This is a genomic window from Mycolicibacterium elephantis DSM 44368, assembly GCF_004014805.1.
GTDB lineage: Bacteria > Actinomycetota > Actinomycetes > Mycobacteriales > Mycobacteriaceae > Mycobacterium > Mycobacterium elephantis.
Window position 1 is genome coordinate 1 of sequence record NZ_ATDN01000019.1, and the last position, 22,991, is coordinate 22,991.

Sequence of the window (22,991 nt, forward strand, 5' to 3'; positions counted from 1 at the left end):
CAGGGACCGACACGCCGCCATCACTTACACCACTCCCCGGGACGTTCCCCGGTCGAGGCCGTCGGCAAGGTTTCGGAGGCGCTGGAGTGTGTCGAGCGCGCCCACGGCGACCTGTACTCGTTTCACCAGTTGATCGGCCACGCCGACCTGATGCTGGGCCAAGCCTGTGACATGTTGCGGTCGGCGGGCCATGACGCCGTGGCGGATCGACTCGAGACCGAAGTGGTGGGCCGAAACGTCCTGCACGGCCGGTGGACGTTTCAGATCGTCGAGGACTTCGACGACAACTACTGGACGGTCTTCCGTGAACACGAGCGCAGTGTGCGCGACGAACTACAAGGCGGAGCCCGTCATGTGTGGGAGGAGGAGATGAAGGATCGGCGCCGCACCGACGGCCGTCCTGGTCACGAACGTCGGCCGTGAGCGGCAGGTGCGTCTTGCAGCGCTGCCGAGTACCGCGTGTAACCGGGGAGTAGCGTGACGTGGTCGGAGCCGACCCGGGCGACGTCGGCCCAGGCCGCCAAAAACGTACCCCGATGTCCCCAACGCAGCAGTCCGGCAATCATTTTCGGGCCGTTGATGTCGATGCGCTCGTAGCCGAGAAACGAGCCCTTGCTGTGCGGGCTGATCACCAGCCCGAGCACTCTGGGCGTCGGCGGGTCGTCCGAGAGGTCGCCGGCGACGGTCAGACGCACGTCGACAACGGTGCCCAACCGGTTGGAGCCCGCGTCGATGACCCGCAGCCCCAAGAGGCTACTCAGCTGCATGACGGCCTCCCGGTATGTGCTTGACGATCCGGTCGCGCAACCACCGCTCCACCCACTGGACATCGAAACGCATGTCGTTCGGCTTCAGCTTCACCGTGATGCCGACGGAACGGACCAGGCGCCAGGGGATCTCCTGCAGGTTCGACCGCGGCGGCGTGCCTCCGAAGATGCGCGTCGCCACCACCTTGCCGGACAGCAGGGCGGTCACTCGGGGCGGTTCGGAACCGTGCGGAATGTCTTGGTCCACGTCGATGCCGGTCAACTCGAGATCGTCGACGATGCCGACCGGATCGTCGTCGTCGTCGACGAGTTGCCGGTCCAACAGCTGCAGACGGGCATCGAGGGCCCGGCCGCGATGGGGCTTGAGTGCGGGTTCGGTGGTCATTGTCCGGCTCCTGTCACGATCATCAGCGGAATCGCCATCAACGACGCGGCCAGGATGATGACGAGGTAGAGGGAGCCCAGCGCGTTGAGCACCCTGCCGTTGGTCCGGTCGCCCATGTAGGCCGGGTCGTTGGCGACGACGAGGATCGGCAGGTAGGTCAGGGGCAGCGCGATCGCGGAGAACACCACGGAGTACTCGGTGACCAGGATCGGGTCCACCCCGGTGAACAGCACTGCCACCGCCGCCACGATGGACACGAACATCAGAACGTGAAAGCGCGCCGCGTCGGCGGGGCGGCGGAACTTGCCCCACGGCCAGCCGAGATACTGCGCGACCGTGTACCCGGCGGACAACGCCGTCTCCAGTGCCGCGCCGAAGGTGGCGGCGATGGCGAAGGCCAGCGCCAGCTTTCCGCCCGCCGCCACCACCGGCATGACGACCTGCGACAGCGCCGTCACCTCGATTTGGTTGGGCAACAGGACGATCGCCGCGCCCGCGGCGATCGCGATGGACAGCAACCCACCGAAGGGAAAGCCCACCATGACGTTCAGGCGTGCCACGCCGAGGTCTTTCGGGGTCCAGTGTTCCTCCACGGCGCCCGAGGAGAAAAAGAACACCTCGTAGGGCGTCATCGCCGCACCGAACAGCGCGATCGCGAAATACCAGTACGTCGCCCCCGATTCCGATTCCGGAATGCTCGGCGCGGTCGCCTGATGGGCCAGGTTCGACCAGTCCGGGCCCAGCATGAACACGGCGACTGCGAAGACGATCAGGCACAGGCCCATCAGCCCGGCCACGTTCTCCATGACCTTGAACTTGACGCGCCAGATCACCACCCACACCGCGAACGCGGCGACCGGGAACCACATCATCGGACCGAGGTCGGTGGCCAGCTGCAGAGCCAGCGCGATACCACCGATCTCGGCGGTCAACGTCATCAGGTTGATGAAGAACGATGCGCTCAGGTTCGCCGCGGCGGTTCATGGCCCCAGCCGTTCCCGGATGATCTCGAAGGTCGCTCGTCCGCTCACCGCGGCCACCCGGCCGGCCATCTCGGAGAACAGGCAGATACCGATGACGCCGACCACCACCACCCAGGCGAGCGACAGCCCGAACCGCGACCCGACGACCGCGTTCATCACCAGGTCGCCGATGTCGAGGAACCCGCCGATCGCGGTCAGGATGCCGAGCGCCACCCCGAAAAGCTTGGCCATCAGCGGTAGCCGGCTTCGAGCTCCTGCGACGACCTCGCCAGCTCGGCGCGCACGGCCGCCACGCCGGGCTGCTCATCGACGTCGCGCAGCACGGCCGACGCCGCGTTGAGTTCCGCGATGATCGCCGTCATCGACTCGGTCAGCACCCGCTGACGTCGCACGTCGACGGGGTCCTGGGCACGCAGGACGACAATTCCGTTGTACGCCTTGGCCACATCGTCGCGGGCATCGGTGATCTGCACGCTGGCCAGCTGGGTCGTCGAGCGGCCCTGGGTCCACAGATCCAACGCCGCCACGCCGCTGTGTGCGGCCGAGGTGGTTTCCTCCATCGCCTGGGCGAGTCGGCCCGGCATGCCGTCCCGATATGCGGGACAGCGCGTCAACAGCAGGGCCAGGCCGACGGCCAGCACCGTCAGCAGAAGTATCGGACGGGCGCGCCGCAGGCGCTCGCCCTGGCTTGCCGTCGCGGCCCCCGTCAGCCCGTCCTATCCGACGTAGTCGTCCGGGTCCAGGTCAGCGATCTGCTGTTGTTCCTGCCAGTCCGACGCGCTGGTCTCCAACGGCACACTTCGATCTTGATCGTCGAGCGCGTCGTCGTCGTCGGGCGTCGATTCGGCTGGACGTTGCTGATCCACCGCGTCGGCTACGGGCACGTCCCAGGGAACCTCTTCGCTGTCCTGCATATCGATCAACCTACCCCCGACGTCATCACGGAAAACACATTCTGACCAGGTGGGGTACAGGATGCGAAATGCAGCCCGTCCACTTTGCGAACAGTCGCGAAGAATCGTTTTGCCCGCGAAGCGCTCGGGTACGCGCTCGGCATGTCGGTTCCCACGCCTGTGCCTTCGGTGCTGCTGTGGCATGTGCACGGGTCCTGGACCGAGGCGTTCGTCGCCGGACCGCACCGCTATCTGACTCCGGTCAACTCAGAGCGCGACGCCGACGGCCGCGGTCTGTGCGGCCGGAATTGGCCGCAGGCACAGGAAATTCCGTTGTCTCAGCTGCGCGATGAAGACGTCGATCTCGTGGTGTTGCAGCGGCCCCACGAACTCGAGCTGGCAACTCGATGGCTGGGTCGCAGGCCCGGACTTGACGTGCCCACCGCGCGGCTGTTGCCCGAGGTGGCACGGCGGCGGGTGCGCGCATGAGACGGGAGGAGGACGCCGAATGAAGATCGCCATGGTGTCCGAGCATGCGAGCCCGCTTGCGGCGCTGGGCGGCGCCGATGCGGGCGGGCAGCACGTACACGTCGCGGAGTTGTCGGCGGCGCTCGCCAAACGCGGCCATCATGTGACCGTCTACACCCGAAGAGACGACCCCGGGCTGCCCGACCGCGTCGAGACGGCACGCGGTTACACCGTCGTGCATGTGCCGGCCGGGCCTCCCGAACAGATACCCAAGGACCAGCTGCTGGCCCACATGGGGCCGTTCGCCCAGTTTCTCGACGCCGAGTGGGCCGCGGACCGGCCCGACGTCGCACATGCCCACTTCTGGATGTCCGGCATCGCAACGCAATTGGCGGCTCGTCATCTGAATCTGCCTGCGGTGCAGACGTTTCACGCGCTGGGCGTGGTCAAGCGCCGTTATCAGGGTGTCAATACCAGCCCGTCGGAACGGTTGTATCTGGAGGCGACGATCGCACGTACCGCCACCTGGGTCGCGGCCACCTGCACCGACGAGGTGTTCGAGCTGATGCGGATGGGCAGGTCCCGCAGCCGCATCTCCGTGGTGCCGTGCGGGGTCGACCTCGATCTGTTCAATCCAGAGGGGCCGACGGCCGCCCGCGACAGGTATCGGCGGATCGTCAGCGTCGGAAGGTTCGTGCCGCGCAAGGGCTTTGATGTGATGGTCCGCGCATTGCCCTACATTCCCGACGCCGAGCTGGTGATCGTGGGTGGACCGGACATCGCGCACCTGGAATCCGACCAGGAGGCGCTCCGGCTGCGTGCGCTCGCGGAGGAACTCGGAGTCGGCGACCGGGTGAGGTTGTACGGATCCGTGGCCCGTGAGGACATGCCGGCCATCCTCCGATCGGCCGACGTGGTGGCGTGCACCCCCTGGTACGAACCGTTCGGCATCGTGCCCCTGGAGGCGATGGCGTGTGGCGTTCCGGTCGTCGCCTCCGCGGTTGGCGGCATGCTCGACACCGTCGTGCACGACGTCACCGGCCGACTGGTCCGACCCAGACGTCCCGAGCAGGTCGCCGCCAGCGTGAACCACCTGCTGCGTGACGACTTCCTGCGTCAAAGCCTCGGGGCGGCGGGGCGTGACCGAGCCCGGGCCCGCTATTCGTGGGACCGCATCGCCGCGGACACTCAGCGCATCTACGACCGCCTGGCGCCCGCGCGCTTCGAGCGGGCCGCGGCACCGGCGACGAGCCTGTCATCGGGATGACCGGCTCACTGCGCCTCTCAGCATGATCACCGTTTCCACGGCCGGCTCGGGTCCGGTCAACATCGGCAATCCGGACGGCTGTGCTACGTCGACGCGCTGGTGGCGCTGGGGCCGCTGGCCGAGTCTGAGCTTGTGCACGCAAAACCGCGGAAGCGGCGTGCATATCTTCAGTGTCGAGCAGTGCGAGGACTAACCCTTGGCGACCTTGCGGATCAGCCGCGCCGTGCCGCGGTCGAGAATCGCCTGACGCTCGCTGTCCGCCTTGGTTCTGGCCGCGCGCCGTGCCGCCGCGGCGATGGTCAGACCCGACTCGTAGCCCTCGACCACGCGCGGGTCGACATAAGAGCTGCGCGCCACCGCTGGGGTGTTGCCGAGATCCTCGGCAACCTCCTTCATCACGGCGGCCTCGACCCGCTTGACGACGGTCTTGTTCACCGGAGGGTCGGCGTCGACGAACGCCGCGGCGGCCAGCACCGTGCCATGCCAGGTCCGCAGATCCTTGACGGTGTACTCGTCGCCGACCAGTTCCTTGAACCGGCTGTTGAGGTCGTCGGCGTGAATGTCGGACCAGCCCGAACCGTTGCGGTAGACCAGGAACCGCTCACCGCGGTCGGGCCGGCGCAGCAGCGCCCGCACCGATCTGATCACCTCGGCGTCCTCGAGGTGCAGGGTCCGGCGCACCCCGCTCTTGGCCGGGTAGTCGAACTCCACTACGTGACGGTGCATCGTGATGTGCTCACAGAGCAGCGTCGCGATACCGAACGAGTTGTTCTCCTCGGCGTACTGCTCACTGCCTGCCCGGAAGTAGCCGAGATCGAGCAGGTGCAGTGCCAGCGCGAGGATCCGGTCGCGCTCCAGCCCTCGACGGCGCAGATCCGCTGCGATGCGCCGGCGCATCTCGGGCAGTGCCGCCGACAGCTCGAGGACCCGGTCGAACTTCTCCTCGCTGCGCTCCTGCTGCCACCGCTGGTGGTAGAGGTACTGGCGCCGCCCGGCGGCATCTGTTCCCACGGCCTGGACGTGGCCGTTGGGGTATGGGCAGATCCACACCCGCTTCCACGCCGGCGGGATCACCAGGTCTTTGATGCGCTCCAGCGTCGCCGCATCGGTGACGGCGGAGCCGTCGGGGTGCTGATAGGAGAACCCACGTCCGCGCCGCACCCGCCGCAGGCCGGGATCCGTCACGGCACTACGACGAAGCCGCATGTTTGGTACCTGAGGCCGTGGGGGTACTGCACGTGCACCATGGGGAACGAAAACGGAAGAGAAGACCCGGCGGACGTGTCATTGCATCATCGGCGCGAGCATGAGGAACGCCGCGGCGTATATCGCCACCGCGATCAGGACCAACGCCAACAGCACCAGCCCGGCCGTCACCAGGATTTTGCGCAAGCGAGTGTCCATGACCCGGGCATACCCGTTGGCCCCATAGGTCACACGCCGGCCCGCACGGGGTATCGGAGCGCGAGTGGTTAGCTGGGAATCAAGGTGGGGTAATCTCGGCTCGACATCGCCGGGAGGGCAAATGGCTGACGCCGCCAATACCAACAACGGGCACCAACGTGGGGGCTCGGCGGTGGAACTTCGCGTCGCCGCCGAACTCGAGAACCTCGCGGTGCTGCGCACTCTGGTCGCCGCGGTGGCGACCTTCGAAGACCTCGATTTCGACGCGGTCGCCGATCTGCGGTTGGCCGTCGACGAAGCCTGCACCCGGTTGATCCGGTCGGCCGTACCCGGCTCCACGCTCCTCGTGGTGATCGACCCCCGACAGGATGCGGTCGTCATCGACGCGTCGACGACGTGCAAGAGCCCCGACATCCTGGCGCCCGGCAGCTTCAGCTGGCACGTGCTCAGTTCGCTGACCGACGAGGTCCGGACCTTCGAGAACGGGCAGGGCCCGGAGGAGGCGCGGGTGTTCGGGATCTCGATGACGACGAGACGAGCGAGCTCGCTGCAGTGACGCCACCGACGTCGCAGGGTTCGTCATCCCGATCGAACTCTGAGTACGCGGATGTCGCCGACATGTTCCGCGAGCTGAAGGCAGTTCCGGAAGGCTCGCCGAAGTTCCAGCGTCAGAGGGACCGGATAGTTGAGCGCTGCCTGCCGCTGGCCGACCACATCGCCCGGCGTTTCGACGGGCGCGGCGAGCCACGCGAAGACCTCGTTCAGGTGGCCCGCGTCGGGTTGGTGAACGCGGTGATCCGCTTCGACGTCGAGACAGGATCGGACTTCGTGTCGTTCGCGGTGCCCACCATCATGGGTGAGGTTCGCAGGCACTTCCGGGACAACAGCTGGTCGGTCAAGGTGCCCCGCCGGCTCAAGGAACTGCATCTGCGGCTCGGCGCCGCGACCGCCGAACTGTCGCAGCGGCTCGGCCGTGCGCCGACCGCCTCGGAGTTGGCCGCCGAGCTCGACATGGACCGCGACGAGGTGGTGGAGGGCCTGGTGGCGGGCAGCTCCTACAACACGCTGTCGATCGACAGCGGCGGAAGCGCCAACGAGGACGCCCCCGCCATCGCCGACACGCTCGGCGACGTCGACTTCGGCCTCGATCAGATCGAGAACCGAGAAGCCTTGCGGCCGTTGCTCGCCGCGTTACCGGAGCGAGAAAGGACGGTGCTGGTGCTGCGGTTCTTCGAATCGCTGACCCAGACCCAGATCGCCGAGCGGGTCGGCATCTCCCAGATGCACGTCTCGAGGCTGTTGGCGAAATCCCTAGCGCGACTTCGGGACCAGCTGCAATAGCGGTTGCGATTGGCTGTGCACCGCCGAAATCGCTTCGTCCACACTGGTGTATGTCGGCAGGGTGCGATCGGGGTCGCAGACCTTCAGGATCCGGGCCACCCCGGAGCTGGGCGTCAGCGCCCACTCGATGCGTTCACCCACACAGCGCACGTTGAACGTTTGCAGCGCGGAAAAGCCTGCGGTGCCGAAGAATTCGACACCGGACAGGTCGAGTATCAAACGGTTGATCTGGCCGGCGTGGCGCAGTGCGTACTCGATGAACTCTTGGGAATTCGCCGCGTCGATCTCACCGTGTGCGCTGATGACAGCGGTGTCCGACCGCAGCCACTGGGTGGTGAAACGCGCGGTACGGCAGGTGACCGTGTCGGCGGTGGGCTCTTGCGAAGCTGCTTGTGTATCAGATGTGGTGGACATTGCGTGTGACTCCATCAGTCAGAAAAGGTGGACTGAGGTTCACGTCAAAAGAAGTAGACCCTGCTAACTCAAAGCCCTGAATGCAGGAGAGGCGATCCGCCCTGCACGTCGATGACGTTCCCAGCTCGGCTGTGAACTCAACCTGTCTGGAACCCTACGCTGTGGGCAGCCGACACACAAATGCATTGGCATCCTTCTTATAATCGCAGGTCAAAGCACCGCGAATCTGAGAGGCAGAACGTGGCGTTCGCCGCTGGGGTACTGCTGGCCGCCGGAGCGGGCAGCCGCTATGGTATGCCGAAAGTGCTTGCGGCCCAAGGCCAATGGCTCAGATCGGCGGTTTCTGCGCTGCACGGCGGGGGATGCGACGACGTGGTGGTGGTGTTGGGCGCGGCCGTCGTCGACGTCCCCGCTCCTGCCCGCGTGGTCGTCGCCGAGGACTGGGCGACCGGTCTGTCGGCCTCGTTGCGCGCCGGCCTGACCGCGGCCGATGCCGACTACGCGGTGCTGCTCACCGTCGACACCCCCGACATCGGCGCCGACGTGGTGTCGCGGGTGCTGACCGCGGCGCGCTCGTCGCCGTCCGGCCTGGCCAGGGCGTACTACAGCGCAACGCCCGGCCATCCCGTCGTGGTGGCGCGCAGGCACTGGCCGGCGCTGCTCGGGCGGTTGCACGGCGACGAAGGTGCGCGGGCGTTCCTGGCGGAGCGCGACGACGTCGTCGCCGTGCAGTGCCGGGATCTCGCCACCGGAACCGACATCGACGTCAGGTAGCGGTCACCCCAGCGAGTCGGCGAACCGTCGCACCACGTCGCCCGCGGCCTGCGCGGCGTCGGCGTGGCCGGGACGCGCGCGCATACCGACGAGCCCGGTGTCGGCCGCCAGCGTCACCTCGGCGAGGAGTTCACCGGTGGTCGGCTCGCACACCGCCCACGAGTAGACGGTGTCGGACGCCCACTGCGCGGCTCGGGCGTCGACGTAGTCGTCGGGGGCCGCCTCACCCAACTCGGCCAGCGCGGGCCGATCGTCGATCCGGTCGTCGGCGCGCAAGGCGCGCAGATACCACGCGCCTGCATTGATCTCCACCGGCTCCATGCGATTTCGGCGCGCTAAAGGTCGCTCACGGGTTGTCGGCGCGCCGAAATCACTTGATCTCGGCGAGTACGGTGCCCTGGGTGATCGCGGCGCCGGCCTCCACCGCGAGGCCGGTGATGGTGCCGTCCTTGTGCGCGGTGACGGGGTTCTCCATCTTCATCGCCTCCAGGACCACGACGAGGTCGCCCGCGGAGACCTCCTGGCCCTCCTCGACGGCCACCTTCACCACGGTGCCCTGCATCGGGGCGGTCACCGCATCACCGGATGCGGCCGCACCGGTGCTCGCGCCCCGCTTACGTGGCTTCGGCTTCTTGCGCACGATGTTGCCGCCTGCCGCCGGGGCGCCGCCGCCGCCGAGCGCCAGGTCGCCGGGCAGCGACACCTCCAGCCGACGGCCGCCGACCTCGACGACGACGGTCTGCCGCGGAATGGTGTCTTCCTCTTCGATCGGATCACCGCCGGTGAACGGCTCGATGGTGTTGTTCCACTCGGTCTCGATCCAGCGGGTGTGCACGGCAAAACCGTTGTCGTCGCCGACGAACGCCGGGTCCGACACCACGGCGCGGTGGAACGGGATGACGGTGGCCAGGCCCTCGACCTTGAACTCTGCAAGGGCACGGCGGGACCGCTCCAGCGCCTCTGTGCGGTTGGCGCCGGTGACGATCAGCTTGGCCAGCATCGAGTCGAACTGTCCGCCGATCACCGAACCGGTCTCCACGCCGGAGTCCAGCCGGACCCCGGGGCCCTGCGGTGCCGCGAATTTGGTGACCGGGCCGGGTGCGGGCAGGAAGCCGCGACCGGCGTCCTCGCCGTTGATGCGGAACTCGATGGAGTGTCCGCGCGGCGTCGGGTCCTCGGTGATCTCCAGTACGTCGCCGTTGGCGATGCGGAACTGCTGGCGCACCAGGTCGATGCCCGCGGTCTCCTCGGTCACCGGGTGCTCCACCTGCAGGCGCGTGTTGACCTCGAGGAACGAGATCAGGCCGTCCTGGCCGACCAGGTACTCGACGGTTCCGGCGCCGTAGTAGCCGGCCTCCTTGCAGATCCGTTTGGCCGACTCGTGGATCTCCTTGCGCTGCGCGTCGGTGAGGAACGGCGCCGGCGCTTCCTCGACGAGTTTCTGGAAGCGGCGCTGCAGCGAGCAGTCGCGGGTGCCTGCGACGACGACGTTTCCGTGCTGGTCGGCGATGACCTGCGCCTCGACGTGGCGGGGCTTGTCCAGGTAGCGCTCGACGAAGCACTCACCGCGGCCGAACGCCGCGACGGCTTCGCGGGTGGCCGACTCGAACAACTCCGGGATCTCTTCGATGGTGCGGGCCACCTTCATTCCGCGGCCACCGCCGCCGAACGCCGCCTTGATCGCGATCGGCACACCGTGTTCCTTGGCGAACGCCACCACTTCGTCGGCGTCTTTGACCGGGTCGGCGGTGCCTGGAACCAGCGGCGCCTTGGCGCGCGCCGCGATGTGCCGCGCGGTGACCTTGTCGCCGAGGTCGCGGATCGACTGTGGGCTCGGGCCGATCCAGATCAGCCCGGCGTCGATGACGGCCTGGGCGAAGTCGGCGTTCTCGGACAGGAACCCGTAGCCCGGGTGGATCGCGTTGGCGCCGGACTTCTCGGCGGCGCCGAGGATCTTGCCGAAGTCGAGGTAGGACTCCGCCGAGGTCTGACCGCCGAGCGCGAACGCCTCGTCGGCGAGCCGCACATGGGGCGCGTCGGCGTCGGGTTCGGCGTACACGGCCACGCTCTGCAGCCCCTCATCCTTGGCCGCCCGGATGACCCGGACCGCGATCTCCCCGCGATTGGCGACGAGCACCTTGGAGATCTTTGAGCTGGCGTGACTTGCCACTGGGCCTCCTGACGGCATATCTCTAAGAAACGTCTTTAAGAATCTATCCCGGGGCAGTTTAAGGGGCGGAAGTGGGCACCCGATGATGCGGTGTCACACGTTTTCGGCCGGCCCGGCCGCTGAGCACTTGACTAGCGGATTCCCGGCTCTGCGCACAGCGCGCGATAGACGGCGTGTCGACGCCCCCACCGCAGAGTCGGCGCGCCAGGCGGCTGGCTGCTCGACAAAGATCTTCTGCGGCAAGGGTTTCGCCCCGGCTAGCGCAGTCGGCGCTTGATGCGGGCCAGCATCGCCGAGATGCCCCGCAGGCGCAGCGGGCTGATCAGCGTGGCCAGCCCGAGGTCGGAATAGAAGTCGTCGGGCACGGCCAGGATCTCGTCGGCGGGGTGGTCGTCGAGGCCCGCGGCGAGGATTGCGGCGAAACCGCGGGTGGTCGGCGCTTCGGCGGGCGCGCTGAAGTACAGCCGGACGTGCTCGCGGTCGTCGGCATCGACGTGCAGGAACAGCGGGGACTGGCACTCGGGCACCGGCTCCATCGCGGCCTCTTCGAGGTCGGCAGGCAGCGGGGGCAGCTCGTTGGCGAACTCCAACAGCAGCTGCAGCTTGTCCTGGCCGTCGACCTCTTTGAAGTCCGACACCACTTCGGCCAGGGCCGCGGGCATGCTCATGGCGTCAGGGCGCCTCGCCGGGCTCTTCGCCCACGGCCACCGGCACCCGCACCGCGTTGCCCCACTCGGTCCAGGAGCCGTCGTAGTTGCGCACGTTGGGCAGACCGAGCAGATGGGTCAGCACGAACCAGGTGTGGCTGGAGCGCTCACCGATGCGGCAGTACACCACCGTGTTGTCGTCGGGCGTCAAGAAGCCGTACAACTCCTCGAGTTCGGCGCGGCTGCGGAACCGGCCGCTGTCGTCGGCCGCCTTGGCCCATGGGATGTGGCGTGCGGTCGGAATGTGGCCGCCTCGCAGCGCGCCCTCCTCGGGGTAGTCGGGCATGTGGGTGCGTTCGCCGGTGTACTCCTGCGGCGAGCGGACGTCGATCAGCGGCTCCTTGCCCAGGATGGCCAGCACGTCGTCCTTGAAGGCACGGATCGGTGCGTCGTTGCGTTCGACGACGGGGTAGCCGGTGCTCTGCTTGTTCGGCACGTCGAGGGTGGTCTCGCGGCCGTCGGAGATCCACAGGTCGCGTCCGCCGTTGAGCAGCCGCACGTCGGGGTGGCCGAATAGCGTGAACACCCAGAGGGCGTAGGCGGCCCACCAGTTGCTCTTGTCGCCGTAGATCACCACGGTGTCGTCGCGGGAGATGCCCTTGCGGTTCATCAGGTCGGCGAACTGTTCGCCGGTGATGTAGTCGCGGACGTGGGGGTCGTTGAGGTCGGTATGCCAGTCGATCTTGACGGCGCCGGGGATGTGGCCCGTGTCGTAGAGCAGCACATCCTCGTCGGACTCGACGATGGCCAATCCCGGCCTGCCGAGGTTGGCCGACAACCAGTCGGCGGTGACCAGGCGCTCGGGGTGGGCATACGCCTGCAGGGCGGGATCTGGGTCGGGTGGCAGAGGCACAGTCAGAGCGTACCCAGCCCCTTCGCTCCGCGACATGCACCCACTGCGCAAAAAGTGTTCTGGCAAAGTATTGTGGGCACTCATTGCCGCAATATCACCGTGCTACAAACTCGAGGAATGATGGCTAGTCCAGCAAAATACGACATTGGAATTGTCGGACTGGGTTATGTGGGGCTGACCCTGGCCACGGTGCTCGCCGAAGCGGGCTACTCGGTGATCGGGGTGGAGAAACGCCCCGAGCTGGTGGCGATGACCAACGAAGGCATTCCGCACTTCACCGAGACGGGTCTGCCCGACGCGCTGTCCGGCGTGACCAGGCTCAAGAAGCTGGTGGCCACGGAGCGCTTCGACAGCGGTTTCACCTGTGATACCTACATCATCACCGTCGGCACACCGCTTTCCGCCGCGGGCGTGGCGCGGGTCGACATGATCGAGGCGGCGGCCCGCGACATCGCCGAGAACATGCGCGACGGCGCCCTGGTGATGCTGCGCTCGACAGTCAAGATCGGTACGACGCGCCAGGTGGTGGCGCCGATCCTGGCCGCGAGCGGCAAGAAATTCGACATCGCCATGTGCCCGGAACGGACACTGGAGGGCAAGGCACTGCAGGAATTGCGCGAATTGCCGCAAATTGTCGGAGCCGACAATTCCGAGGTCGCTGATCGGGCTGCAGCAGTATTTCGCCGGCTAACGAAATCCATCGTCTCGGTATCGGATATCGAGACCGCCGAGATCATCAAGTTGGTCAGCAACACCTACCGCGATGTGCAGTTCGCCTTCGCCAACGAAATCGCCCGGGTGTGCGACGCGTTCGGCGTCAGCGCGCACGAGGTCATCTCGTCGGGCAAGCTCGGCTACAGCCGCACGAACATCCCGCTGCCGGGACTCGTCGGCGGTCCGTGCCTGGAGAAGGACCCGCACATCCTGATGGAAAGCGCGCGCACCCGCGGCGTCAGCTTGGAGATCACCGCGGCCGGCCGGCTGGTCAACGAGCGTCAACCGGAGGAGACGGTGCGGTTCATCAGCAGCGAGATCCAGCGGCGCGACCTCGAGGCGTCGGCGCCGATGAAGATCAGCCTGCTCGGCATGGCGTTCAAGGGTCTGCCCGAGACGAGCGATCTGCGCGGATCGATGTCGATCCGGGTGCTCGATGCGCTCACGAAGGCCCACCCGAACGCCGACATCGGCATCTACGATCCCGTCGCGCCGACCGATCTGCTGTCGGCCGAGTTTCCGGACGTGACGGTGTTCGACCGGTTCGGCGACGCGGTCAGCGGCGCCTCGGTGGTGGTGATCGGCAACAACCACCCCTCGCTCGGCACCATCTCCCCGCGCACGATCAGCGAGTTCATCAAGCCCAACGGGTTCGTCTTCGACTACTGGAACCACTTCAGCCACCTTCCGGCGTCCGAATTGGGTGACTCCTACTTCGCCGTCGGCAAGAGTGGACGTGTGGTGTGTGATGCCTGAACGCGTGGTGATCACCGGTGGCTGCGGGTTCATCGGTGCCTATCTGGCGAGGCGGATGGTCGCCGACGGCTGGAATGTCGCCGTCGTCGACTCGATGGTGCGCGGCGACGCGCGCAGGCTCGGCGACGTCGCCGACGACGTCGAACTGTTCACCAACGATGTGCGCGACCAGGACGCGCTGGAGCGCGCGTTCAAGGGCGCCGACGTGGTGATGCACCTGGCGGCCATCAACGGGACCGAAAACTTCTACAAGCGACCGGAACTGGTGCTCGACATGGGGCTGCGCGGAGCGCTGGCGGTGAGCAACGCCGGGCGCAACGCCGGCGTTCCCGACCTGGTGGTGGCGTCGACGGCCGAGGTGTACCAGACGCCGCCGGTGTTTCCCACCCCGGAGACCGTTCCGCTGATGCTGCCCGACAGCCTCAACCCGCGCTATTCGTACGGCGGGTCGAAGATCGTCAGCGAGCTGATCGCGTTCAACTACGGCCGGGAGCACTATCGCAAGGTGCAGGTTTTCCGGCCGCACAACGTCTTCGGGCCCGACATGGGGTGGAAGCACGTGGAGCCGCAACTGATCATGCGGGCGCTCGCCGCGCAGGAGGCCGGTGACGGGGTGCTACCGATCCAGGGCGACGGCACCGAAACCCGTTCGTTTCTCTACGTCGACGACTGCGTCGACGGCATCCTGACGATGTACGAGAACGGCGCGCACCGCGAGATCTACCACATCGGCAGCGACGACGAGTTGACCATTCGCGAGCTGGCCACGCGGATCGCCAAGATCGTCGGCGTCGATCTGGACATCCAGCCCGGCGAGGCCCCGAAGGGCGGTACGAAGCGGCGCTGCCCGGACATCGCCAAGGTGCGCGCGCTCGGCTGGTCGCCGCAGATCAGCCTCGATGAGGGGCTGGAGCGCACGGTCGAGTGGTATCGCGCGCACCGCGACGACGCCCCACCCAACGACCTGATGTAGCAGTTCTTTCCGCCGAGCAGACGCGAAAACCCCCTATTTCACCCGCTTTAGGGGGTTTTCGCGTCTGCTCGCGGTGGAGAAGGTCACACGGGATTGGCCGCCCACAGGTCGGCGAGGGTCAAGCCCGCGGCGACAAGCAGGCGCCGGGTCAGCGGCAAGCCGATGCCGACCACCGACGACGGGTCGCCGTCCACGCCCTCGATGAACCACCCGCCCAGCCCGTCGATGGTGAAGCCGCCCGCCACCGACGTCGGCTCGCCGCTGGCGACGTAGGCGTCGAGCTCGGCGGGTGACGGCACCCCGAACCTGACCGTGGTAGGCGTGCTGTCGGCGCCCCGATACGCAACGGCGTTGTCCCGCAAGCGAATCACGCAGTGCCCGGTGTAGAGCTCGCCGGATGTGCCGCCCATCTGCTGCCAGGCGGTGCGCGCGGCCTCGGCTGTCGCAGGCTTGCCGACCAGCGCCCCGTCGCGATAGAGCATCGAGTCGCAGCCGATCACAACGCAGTCGGCGGCCACCGCCGGATCGAGGCTGTCGATGACCGCCTCGGCCTTCGCGGTGGCCAGCGCCGCCGTCACATCCGACGGGGTGCTCGCCGGCTCCAGACCTGCGAGCACCGAATCCTCGTCGACACCGGAGACGATGACCAGCGGATCGATTCCCGCCTGGCGCAATACCTTTCGGCGACCCGATGAGGCAGACGCGAGAACTACCCGCGTCATTTGCGCATGTGGGTCCGTTCCACCAACGTCACCCGCTGCCAGCTGAAGACGGAGTAGCGCAGCCGGTCAACGGGATGGCCCCACAGGTTCTGTTCCTGCTCGCGAGGCTGTGCGGGGGCACCCGACATAGCGGCGAGCACTGCCATCAGCGCCGCGAGTTCTTCGTCGGTCGGTTGGCCCGACAGCACCTGGATGTGCGCCTCGTGCGCGTGCGGATCCTCGCTCACAGTCGCCCCGCTCACAGTGGAATGTTCCCATGCTTCTTCGGCGGCACCTGGGTGATCTTGCGCTCCAGAAGCCGCAGCGCGGTGCCCACGTATCCGCGGGTGTGCGACGGCGGGATGACCGCGTCGACGTATCCCCGCTCGGCGGCGATGTAGGGGTTGACCAAGGTGTCCTCGTACTGCTGTTGCAACTGCAGCCGCAGCGCGTCGACGTCCTCACCCTTCTTGGCGGCCTCGGCCAGTTCCTGGCGGTAGACGAAACCGACCGCGCCCGAGGCGCCCATCACCGCGATCTGCGCCGTCGGCCAGGCCACGCAGACATCGGCGCCCATGTCCTTGGACCCCATCACGCAGTAGGCGCCACCGTAGGCCTTGCGGGTGATCACCGTGATCTTGGCGACGGTGGCCTCGCCGTAGGCGTAGAGCAGCTTGGCGCCGCGGCGGATGATGCCGTTGTACTCCTGGTCGGTGCCCGGCAGGAAGCCCGGCACGTCGACCAGCATGACGATCGGGATGTTGAAGCAGTCGCAGGTCCGGATGAACCGCGCCGCCTTCTCCGAGGCGTTGATGTCCAAACAGCCGGCGAACTGGGTGGGCTGGTTGGCCACGATGCCCACCGGCCGTCCCTCGACACGGCCGTACCCGACAACGATGTTCGTCGCGTAGCCGGACTGGATCTCGAGGAACTCGTCGTCGTCGAGGATCCGGGTGATGACCTCGTGCATGTCGTACGGCTGGTTCGGAGAATCCGGGATCAGCGTGTCGAGTTCGAGGTCCTCGTCGACGAGGTTCTCCTCGATCGCGCCCTCGGGTTCGGGGGCCGGGAAGCGCGGCGGGTCGGCGTAGTTGTTCGACGGCAGGTAGGACAGCAGGTCGCGGACGAACTCGAAGGCGTCCTGCTCACCGGAGGCCACGTAGTGCGCGGTGCCCGACTTCGCCATGTGGGTGTGGGCGCCGCCGAGTTCCTCCATCGTGACGTCCTCACCGGTGACGGTCTTGATCACGTCGGGTCCGGTGATGAACATCTGGCTGGTCTGGTCGACCATGATGACGAAGTCGGTGAGCGCGGGGGAGTACACGTGCCCGCCGGCGGCGGCGCCCATGATCAGCGAGATCTGCGGGATCACGCCGGACGCCTTGATGTTGTTGTGGAAGATCCGGCTGTACAGGCCCAGCGAGACGACGCCCTCCTGGATGCGGGCGCCCGCGCCGTCGTTGATGCCGATCAACGGGCGGCCGGTCTTGAGGGCCAGTTCCTGGACCTTGACGATCTTCTCGCCGTACACCTCCCCGAGGCTGCCGCCGAACACGGAGGCGTCCTGGCTGAAGATGCACACCTCGCGGCCGTCGATGGTGCCGTAGCCGGTCACCACGCCGTCACCGAGCGGGCGCTTGTTCTCCAGCCCGAAATTCGTGCTGCGGTGCCGCGCCAACGCGTCGAGTTCGACGAACGATCCCTCGTCGATCAGCGCCAGAATGCGCTCGCGGGCGGTCAGTTTGCCCTTGGCGTGGATCTTCTCCACCGCCGCCTCACCGACGGGGTGCAGCGTCTCCTCGGTGCGCCTGCGCAGATCCGCCAGCTTGCCGGCGGTGGTGTGGATATCGATCTCGTGGGCCGAGCCTGGCGCCGACGAACCCGTAACGCTTGTCATGGTGTTCGATGCTAACGAACGGCCGACGGGCCGGATCCGGCGCGTCCTTAATGTCTCCTTAGACAGGCTTGCGCAGGGTGACGACGGCGAAGCTGGTCAGCGCGGGCACCGGGTGTTTGAGTAGGAAGCGCGACTTGGCCTGCTCGAGCATGTCCAGCGGTTTGACCAGGTGGTAGTAGTGATGGCCGAACGCGCCGTGCCACTGTTCCAGCTCGAAGCCCACGCTCTCGAAGCGCCGGATCGCCCGCTTGGTGGGGCCGGTGGTCCAGCGGTAGTAGGCCGGGAACTTCTCGTGCTTGGGGTCGTCGATGCGGCCGGGTTGGATCTTGCGCAGCAGCGAGCGCGCGGCCTGCTCGGGGATCAGCCGGTTCAGCACGAACGGCAGCGTGTAGAGGGTGGGGAAGTAGTGCACCGCCAGCCCGCCGGGGCGCAGTAGATCGAAGCAGTTCTGGTGGAACGCGCGCCCGTCGGGCACGTGCTCGCACAGCATCTTGGAGAACACGACGTCATACATCTCGCGCCCGTCCCGCACGGGCTCGCACAGGTCCAGAACGCGGGTCTCCACGTCGCCGCCGGCCTTCGCCAGCTCCTCGGCGGAGATGTCGACGACGATGCGGTGCGGGGCGAACCCCCACCGCTGAATGTCGGCCAGCACCGGGTTGGCCCCGCCGCCCAGTTCGGCGACGTGTTGCGCCCCTTCGCGCAACGCCAGCTCACGGACGTATTCGTCGTAGCCTTTCCACAGCGTTTCAATATCGCGGTAGCTAACGCGACTCTCGGCACGCGAGGCCATTAAATTGACGCCTGGGTCAGTCATCGTCGTTCTCCGAAATTCTCGCGGCGGCGGCTCGGCAAAGCATACCGTTGATGGGCCCCAACCAACGAGGGCAGATCAGCAAATTCCATCCGGCCGGCTTGTCATGGTGGCTGGTTTGCGGTTTTATGAGTGCCGCGGATGGAAAGACTACGCCGAAGCCAGACGCCGGCAAACAGGCCAGGGGGCCTCGCGAAGGGATAAGCAGCGTGCAACAAGCCCGCAAATATGACGGTATTGACGGCCCGAAGGTGGCGATCGCGCACGATTACCTGACCCAACTCGGAGGAGCGGAGAAAATCGTTCTTTCGATGGCAAAGGCGTTTCCTGAGGCGCCGATCTACACCATGCTCTATGAGCCGGAAACCACCTACCCGGAGTTTGCTGACTGCGACATCCGGGTGTCCCCGTTCAACCGGTTCGGGCCGCTGCGGACCTACCACCGCGCAGCGCTGCCGCTGTACCCGGCGATCGCCCGCTCGGTGGTCGTGGACGCCGACATCGTGCTGACGAGCACCAGCGGCTGGGCGCACGGATTTCGCACCAACGGGCGCAAGCTCATCTACTGCTACTCGCCGGCGCGCTGGCTGTACCTGTCCGACAAGTACCTCGGCGACGACAGCAGCGTGTTCAAACGCGTCGGGTTGGCGCTGTCGAAGCCCTACCTCAAGGCGTGGGATCGCCGTCAGGCGTTGGCCGCCGACAAGTACTACGCGATCTCCACGCTGATCCAGAACCGGATCGCCGACACCTATGGCATCGACGCCGAGGTGATGTTCGCCCCGGTGGCGATGTCGCAGTCGATGCAGCCGGAGCCGATTGACGGGTTCGACAGCCCGGAGGGCGGTTTCTATCTCGTCGTCTCCAGGCTGCTGCCGTACAAGAATGTCGACGTCATCGTGCGCGCCTTCGCCGGAACCGACCGCCGGCTCGTCGTCGTCGGCAAGGGCCCCGACGCCGAGCGGTTGCGCGGTATGAAAACGCCCAACGTCACGATGCTTTCGGACTTGACCGACGGGCAGATGGCCTGGCTCTACAAGAACTGTCGGGCGCTGCTGGCCGCCAGCTACGAGGACTACGGGCTGACGCCGATCGAAGCCGGCGTGTGGGGCCGCCCGAGCGTGGCGCTGCGGTTCGGCGGATTCCTCGACACGATCGACGAGGGCGTCACCGGAATGTATTTCGACGAGCCGGAGCCGGATGCGATCGCCGACACGCTGAACCGGTTCGAGGCCACCGAATTCGACGCTGACAAGATCCGCCGCCACGTGGAGCAGTTCACCGAGGAGGTCTTCACCGAAAAGCTGCACGCCGCAGTCGACAACCTGGCCGCCGCGCGGAGGTGACACGGTGCGTCTAGAACCGACCAAGATCGACCCCGAGGTCGTCGCGAGGAAGCGCGCCGCCGCGCCCAGGTTGAAGATGAGCCCGCAGTTCGACTACATCACCGACGAGAACGGCCGGATCATCGACGTGGAGACCCAGGGCGTCGAGTTCTCGGACAAGCTGCGCAAGTGGATCGGCCAACTGGCCTTCAACATCATCATCACCCACATCCCCTCGCACACGATCCGGTTGGGCTGGCTGCGCCTGTTCGGCGCGGAGATCGGCAAGGGCTCCTCGATCATGCGGGGCACCCAGATCCAGAACGCCCACTATCTGGTGATCGGGGAGAACAGCACCGTCGGCATGCGGTGCGTGCTCGACGCCCGTGCCGGCATCTACATCGGCGACAACGTGACGCTGGACAGCGACGTGCAGCTCCTTGCCGGCGGTCACGACATCAACCACCCGGACTTTCCGATCGTCGGCCCCGATCCCACTGTCATCGAGGACTACGTGTGGATCGCCAGCCGCGCCATGGTGCTGCCCACCCACGTCAAGCGCGGTGCGGTCGTGGCGGCACATGCGTTGGTGGCCAAGGACGTCGACGAGCTGACGGTGGTCGGCGGCAACCCCGCCAAGCCGATCGGCAAGCGTGATCCGAATGCGTTGCGCTACAGCGCAAGTTACCGCCCGCTGTTTTTCTGACAGGAGTTTCTCAGGTGTTCGTGGAACCGACGAAAGCTGATCCCGACGACGTCGCACGCAAACTCGCGGCCGCACCGGATCTCAAGCTGCCTCCGCCGCCGTCGTGGGAGGTGGGCCCCGACGGTGAGCTCGTCAACTACCGCATGCAGACGATGGGCTTTGCCCGCAAGGCGCGCAACCGAATCGCCCAGCTGCTGTACAACATGTTCGTCACCTACATCCCCTCCCACACGGTCCGGCTGGGTTTCCTGCGGCTGATGGGTGCGACGATCGGCGAGGGGTCGTCGATCATGCGGACCACGCAGGTGCTGGATCCGGAGTTCTTGCGCATCGGCCGCAACAGCACGGTCGGGCAGCGGTGCCTGCTCGACGCCCGCGCCGGGTTGTGGATCGGTGACAACGTCACCATCGCCAGCGACGTGCACATCATCGGTGGCGGACATGACATCAACCATCCCGACTTCCTGCCGGTGCCGATCCCGACGGTGATCGAGGACTACGTGTGGATCGCCAGCCGGGCGATGATCCTGCCCAGCCACATCCGCCGTGGCGCCGTGGTGGCGGCGCAGGCGCTGGTGAACCAGTACAAGGACGTCGGCGAACTCGAGGTGGTCGGCGGAGTGCCCGCGAAGGTGATCTCCAAGCGCAACCCGGACGCGTTGCAGTACAGCGCGTACTACCGCCCGCTGTTCGGTTAGTCGAGTTCGGTCTCGTACTTGCGGATCGCGCTGTCGAGCACCTCGGTGCTGAGCGGCTTGGCCGCCGTGATGACCGCCATCCGGCCGTTGACCAGCTGGTCGATTTCGGCGAACTCGGACACCACATGGAAGTGCGGGCGGTCGCCGTAGTCATCCATGGCGATCGTCCAGCCGCGCTCATGGCGCAACGCGCGCAAGGCCTTGAGCACACAGGCCACCCGGAACCGGCCGTCGACCAGAACGAAGTCCGGCGTGCGTCCGCCCTCGAGGCTCTGTGGCGGCAGATCCGAGTACCGGCGGAACTTCTCCAGCCGTCGCGGGGAGTTCAGCCCCGGTCCGATCGGGCGGCCCCAGTGCGCGGTCAGCCCGATGTCGGCGTAGTGAAAGCTCTGTCCGACCGGGCGGGCCAACCCGTCGTCGCGGATTTTCCTCTGCACGCTCTTGAGGAAAAACCGGTCGGAGTCGACCGCCACGAACTCGATACCGAACTTTGCTGCCAGGTAGGTGGACCCACCGGTTCCGAATTCCAGATACCGCTTCGAGTTGCGCAACGTGTCGATAAACCAGTCGGTGCCTTTCTCGAAGCTGCCGTCCGACCCGTAGAAGACCGGGGTATCCGGTACGTCGAAGCCGATAAGTCGTTGTGTCGCAAGGAATTTGACTGTCCCAGCTATACCCACGATCTACTCCTGCCGAATGGCGAAAAAACGTGGCGTAGCATAACACGGCGACGTTGCCCAAATCTTTGCCGGCGGCCTGTTCTTTGCCCGTCGAGGGCGTCAAACCGCCATTTGGGTATCGTTAGCTCCGATCGAGGACGGGAGCATTCGAGGTGACGACGAACCTGCGCGAGTACCGGCTGGTATTCGTCGGTCCCGCCGAGGGGCAGACCGCGGTGGGCGACTACGCCCAGGACTTCGTCACCGCCGTCAAGCCGCACTTCGGGGACGTCGCCGAAGTGCGCACCCGGGGTCCCGGCGGGGACCGCGTGCGCGACATCCTGGCCTACCGACGGGCCGTCGCCGCGCTGGTCGCCGAGGCGCCCGACCGGGTGCTCGTGCACGGCGAGCTGGCCGCGGGCGGGGCCGCGCCGTTCTGGGCCATCGCCGGGCTGTCCGGCGTCCCGGTGACCGCTACCATCCACGACCCGCCGCAAGGGGTGTGGTGGCCCGCGGCGACCAAGTTCATGTTCGCACCCAAGCTGAGCCGCAAGCTGGTCTTCCACGGCGTGCACTATCCGCTGCGGCCGCTGTCGACCAAGGTGGAAGGCATGGTCAACGGGCGGCGGATGCTGTTCGCGCTCACCGAGACCGGCCGTCGCTCGATCGAACAGCGCTATCCGCACACCACCGCGGTATACGTGCCGCACATCGTGCGGGACCGCCCGGTCATCCGGCCCGTGCAGGAGCGCCCCAGGGCCGTCGGGTTCTTCGGCCACGTGTACCGCGGCAAGGGCTTCGAGCAGATCGCGCGCATCCGCGAGCTGCTGGCCGACGACATCGCCATCCGGGTGGCCGGGCGCGGCACCGAATCGCTGCCGCGCATCGACGGCATCGAGATTCTCGGCGCGGTCGACGGGCCGGCCGAGGACGCCTTCTTCGACTCGGTACAGGCGATCGTGGTGCCGTACGGCAAGCGCCATTGGTACGACGAGACCTATCCGGCGTCCGGTGTCGTGGCCCACGCCACCGCCTACCGAACACCGGTGGTGTGCACCGGGTACGGTTCGCTGGCCGAGCTGGACGAGAAGACCGGGGCCGTCGTCGTGCGGACACCCGGCACCGAGCAGGAAGCCGTCGCCGCCGGGCTGGCCGAAGCGATCGAGGCGTTGCTGGGCGATACCGGGCGGCTGACGGAGCTGGGCGAGTACGCGGAGAAGACGCGCCAGGCCCGCTCGGGAGCCGCCACCGCGCAGGCGTATGCGGCCGCCTGGGCGCAACTGCTGGACCGACACCACAAGGGGCACTGAGCTGTCTACCCC

The 22,991-nt window shown here is 66.9% G+C and carries 26 protein-coding genes and 2 pseudogenes; 12 read left to right on the top strand and 16 right to left on the bottom strand.

Going from position 1 to position 22,991, the window contains the following annotated elements:
• The first annotated feature begins 81 nt into the window (after positions 1–81).
• On the top strand, positions 82–423 hold the full coding sequence (locus MELE44368_RS14265; RefSeq protein ID WP_128109184.1) for a hypothetical protein: 342 nt from the start codon (positions 82–84) through the stop codon (positions 421–423).
• On the opposite strand, the gene MELE44368_RS14270 is transcribed toward MELE44368_RS14265, so the two are convergent.
• The 5 genes and pseudogenes from MELE44368_RS14270 to MELE44368_RS14290 form a co-directional block, all read right to left on the bottom strand.
• Complete coding sequence (locus MELE44368_RS14270; protein WP_128109094.1) at positions 405–767, bottom strand: PRC-barrel domain-containing protein; 363 nt, start codon at positions 765–767, stop codon at positions 405–407. The genes MELE44368_RS14265 and MELE44368_RS14270 overlap by 19 nt on opposite strands.
• Positions 754–1,152 (bottom strand): hypothetical protein, encoded by a 399-nt coding sequence (locus MELE44368_RS14275; RefSeq protein WP_128109095.1) that lies wholly within the window; start codon positions 1,150–1,152, stop codon positions 754–756. Before MELE44368_RS14275 ends, MELE44368_RS14270 begins: the two co-directional genes overlap by 14 nt.
• Positions 1,149–2,366: pseudogene (locus MELE44368_RS14280) on the bottom strand (Nramp family divalent metal transporter). Before MELE44368_RS14280 ends, MELE44368_RS14275 begins: the two are co-directional and overlap by 4 nt.
• Positions 2,366–2,776 carry a hypothetical protein gene (locus MELE44368_RS14285; protein ID WP_241566623.1) on the bottom strand — a complete coding sequence of 137 codons (411 nt, stop codon included), beginning with the start codon at positions 2,774–2,776 and terminating at the stop codon, positions 2,366–2,368. The pseudogene MELE44368_RS14280 and the gene MELE44368_RS14285 overlap by 1 nt, the downstream one beginning before the upstream one ends.
• Before the next feature lie 75 nt (positions 2,777–2,851).
• A complete protein-coding gene (locus MELE44368_RS14290) occupies positions 2,852–3,049 on the bottom strand; it encodes a hypothetical protein (protein ID WP_128109097.1) in 198 nt (65 codons plus the stop codon).
• A gap of 141 nt (positions 3,050–3,190) precedes the next feature.
• On the opposite strand from MELE44368_RS14290, the pseudogene MELE44368_RS14295 reads away from it, so the two are divergent.
• Positions 3,191–3,469: pseudogene (locus MELE44368_RS14295) on the top strand (glycosyltransferase family 1 protein); the annotation flags it as partial.
• A gap of 67 nt (positions 3,470–3,536) precedes the next feature.
• The gene (locus MELE44368_RS14300) at positions 3,537–4,763 is read left to right on the top strand and encodes a glycosyltransferase (RefSeq protein ID WP_128109098.1); all 1,227 of its coding nucleotides are present in this window, start codon (positions 3,537–3,539) and stop codon (positions 4,761–4,763) included.
• A gap of 189 nt (positions 4,764–4,952) precedes the next feature.
• On the opposite strand, the gene MELE44368_RS14305 is transcribed toward MELE44368_RS14300, so the two are convergent.
• Positions 4,953–5,969: a DNA topoisomerase IB gene (locus tag MELE44368_RS14305; RefSeq protein WP_128109099.1), complete on the bottom strand. Its 1,017-nt coding sequence runs from the start codon at positions 5,967–5,969 to the stop codon at positions 4,953–4,955.
• Between the two features lie 319 nt (positions 5,970–6,288).
• On the opposite strand from MELE44368_RS14305, the gene MELE44368_RS14310 reads away from it, so the two are divergent.
• Positions 6,289–6,723, top strand: coding sequence for an ATP-binding protein (locus tag MELE44368_RS14310; RefSeq protein ID WP_046751538.1), 435 nt, complete (start codon positions 6,289–6,291; stop codon positions 6,721–6,723).
• 62 nt (positions 6,724–6,785) lie between these two features.
• Positions 6,786–7,508 (top strand): RNA polymerase sigma factor SigF, encoded by a 723-nt coding sequence (locus MELE44368_RS14315; protein WP_276050263.1) that lies wholly within the window; start codon positions 6,786–6,788, stop codon positions 7,506–7,508.
• On the opposite strand, the gene MELE44368_RS14320 is transcribed toward MELE44368_RS14315, so the two are convergent.
• A complete protein-coding gene (locus tag MELE44368_RS14320) occupies positions 7,479–7,922 on the bottom strand; it encodes an STAS domain-containing protein (RefSeq protein WP_128109101.1) in 444 nt (147 codons plus the stop codon). The genes MELE44368_RS14315 and MELE44368_RS14320 overlap by 30 nt on opposite strands.
• Before the next feature lie 240 nt (positions 7,923–8,162).
• On the opposite strand from MELE44368_RS14320, the gene MELE44368_RS14325 reads away from it, so the two are divergent.
• On the top strand, positions 8,163–8,696 hold the full coding sequence (locus MELE44368_RS14325) for a nucleotidyltransferase family protein (RefSeq protein WP_264030591.1): 534 nt from the start codon (positions 8,163–8,165) through the stop codon (positions 8,694–8,696).
• A gap of 3 nt (positions 8,697–8,699) precedes the next feature.
• Here MELE44368_RS14325 and MELE44368_RS14330 read toward each other — a convergent pair whose 3' ends face one another.
• The 4 genes from MELE44368_RS14330 to MELE44368_RS14345 all read right to left on the bottom strand — a co-directional run bounded on the left by MELE44368_RS14330 (position 8,700) and on the right by MELE44368_RS14345 (position 12,426).
• Entirely contained in the window at positions 8,700–9,017 is a 318-nt protein-coding gene (locus MELE44368_RS14330) for a hypothetical protein (protein ID WP_128109103.1), read from the bottom strand.
• 49 nt (positions 9,018–9,066) lie between these two features.
• Positions 9,067–10,866 carry an acetyl-CoA carboxylase biotin carboxylase subunit gene (locus MELE44368_RS14335; RefSeq protein WP_128109104.1) on the bottom strand — a complete coding sequence of 600 codons (1,800 nt, stop codon included), beginning with the start codon at positions 10,864–10,866 and terminating at the stop codon, positions 9,067–9,069.
• 257 nt (positions 10,867–11,123) lie between these two features.
• Positions 11,124–11,534 carry a SufE family protein gene (locus tag MELE44368_RS14340; RefSeq protein WP_046751533.1) on the bottom strand — a complete coding sequence of 137 codons (411 nt, stop codon included), beginning with the start codon at positions 11,532–11,534 and terminating at the stop codon, positions 11,124–11,126.
• 4 nt (positions 11,535–11,538) lie between these two features.
• Positions 11,539–12,426: a sulfurtransferase gene (locus MELE44368_RS14345; protein ID WP_128109105.1), complete on the bottom strand. Its 888-nt coding sequence runs from the start codon at positions 12,424–12,426 to the stop codon at positions 11,539–11,541.
• 120 nt (positions 12,427–12,546) lie between these two features.
• Between MELE44368_RS14345 and MELE44368_RS14350 the strand changes: the two genes are divergently transcribed.
• Positions 12,547–13,896 (top strand): nucleotide sugar dehydrogenase, encoded by a 1,350-nt coding sequence (locus MELE44368_RS14350; protein ID WP_241566624.1) that lies wholly within the window; start codon positions 12,547–12,549, stop codon positions 13,894–13,896.
• Positions 13,889–14,869 carry an NAD-dependent epimerase/dehydratase family protein gene (locus MELE44368_RS14355; protein WP_128109107.1) on the top strand — a complete coding sequence of 327 codons (981 nt, stop codon included), beginning with the start codon at positions 13,889–13,891 and terminating at the stop codon, positions 14,867–14,869. The genes MELE44368_RS14350 and MELE44368_RS14355 overlap by 8 nt, the downstream gene beginning before the upstream one ends.
• 83 nt (positions 14,870–14,952) lie before the next feature.
• Here MELE44368_RS14355 and MELE44368_RS14360 read toward each other — a convergent pair whose 3' ends face one another.
• Genes MELE44368_RS14360 through MELE44368_RS14375 form a run of 4 tightly spaced genes read right to left on the bottom strand, consistent with a single transcriptional unit; the run spans position 14,953 to position 18,284 of the window.
• Positions 14,953–15,591 (bottom strand): Maf family protein, encoded by a 639-nt coding sequence (locus tag MELE44368_RS14360; protein ID WP_128109108.1) that lies wholly within the window; start codon positions 15,589–15,591, stop codon positions 14,953–14,955.
• A complete protein-coding gene (locus MELE44368_RS14365; RefSeq protein ID WP_241566625.1) occupies positions 15,588–15,833 on the bottom strand; it encodes an acyl-CoA carboxylase subunit epsilon in 246 nt (81 codons plus the stop codon). Before MELE44368_RS14365 ends, MELE44368_RS14360 begins: the two co-directional genes overlap by 4 nt.
• Complete coding sequence (locus MELE44368_RS14370) at positions 15,830–17,467, bottom strand: acyl-CoA carboxylase subunit beta (protein ID WP_128109109.1); 1,638 nt, start codon at positions 17,465–17,467, stop codon at positions 15,830–15,832. The genes MELE44368_RS14365 and MELE44368_RS14370 overlap by 4 nt, the downstream gene beginning before the upstream one ends.
• Before the next feature lie 58 nt (positions 17,468–17,525).
• Complete coding sequence (locus MELE44368_RS14375) at positions 17,526–18,284, bottom strand: class I SAM-dependent methyltransferase (protein WP_128109110.1); 759 nt, start codon at positions 18,282–18,284, stop codon at positions 17,526–17,528.
• A 308-nt stretch (positions 18,285–18,592) separates the two neighbouring features.
• Here MELE44368_RS14375 and MELE44368_RS14380 point away from each other — a divergent pair, with 308 nt between their 5' ends.
• Genes MELE44368_RS14380 through MELE44368_RS14390 form a run of 3 tightly spaced genes read left to right on the top strand, consistent with a single transcriptional unit; the run spans position 18,593 to position 21,010 of the window.
• Complete coding sequence (locus tag MELE44368_RS14380) at positions 18,593–19,627, top strand: glycosyltransferase (protein WP_241566626.1); 1,035 nt, start codon at positions 18,593–18,595, stop codon at positions 19,625–19,627.
• Between the two features lie 4 nt (positions 19,628–19,631).
• Positions 19,632–20,312 (top strand): acyltransferase, encoded by a 681-nt coding sequence (locus tag MELE44368_RS14385; protein WP_241566627.1) that lies wholly within the window; start codon positions 19,632–19,634, stop codon positions 20,310–20,312.
• A gap of 14 nt (positions 20,313–20,326) precedes the next feature.
• Positions 20,327–21,010, top strand: coding sequence for an acyltransferase (locus MELE44368_RS14390; RefSeq protein ID WP_064918169.1), 684 nt, complete (start codon positions 20,327–20,329; stop codon positions 21,008–21,010).
• Here the strand turns inward: MELE44368_RS14390 and MELE44368_RS14395 are convergent.
• Complete coding sequence (locus MELE44368_RS14395; protein WP_128109112.1) at positions 21,007–21,690, bottom strand: class I SAM-dependent methyltransferase; 684 nt, start codon at positions 21,688–21,690, stop codon at positions 21,007–21,009. The two genes, MELE44368_RS14390 and MELE44368_RS14395, sit on opposite strands and share 4 nt — an antisense overlap.
• A 152-nt stretch (positions 21,691–21,842) precedes the next feature.
• Between MELE44368_RS14395 and MELE44368_RS14400 the strand changes: the two genes are divergently transcribed.
• Complete coding sequence (locus MELE44368_RS14400; RefSeq protein WP_128109113.1) at positions 21,843–22,979, top strand: glycosyltransferase; 1,137 nt, start codon at positions 21,843–21,845, stop codon at positions 22,977–22,979.
• Positions 22,980–22,991: the final 12 nt, after the last annotated feature.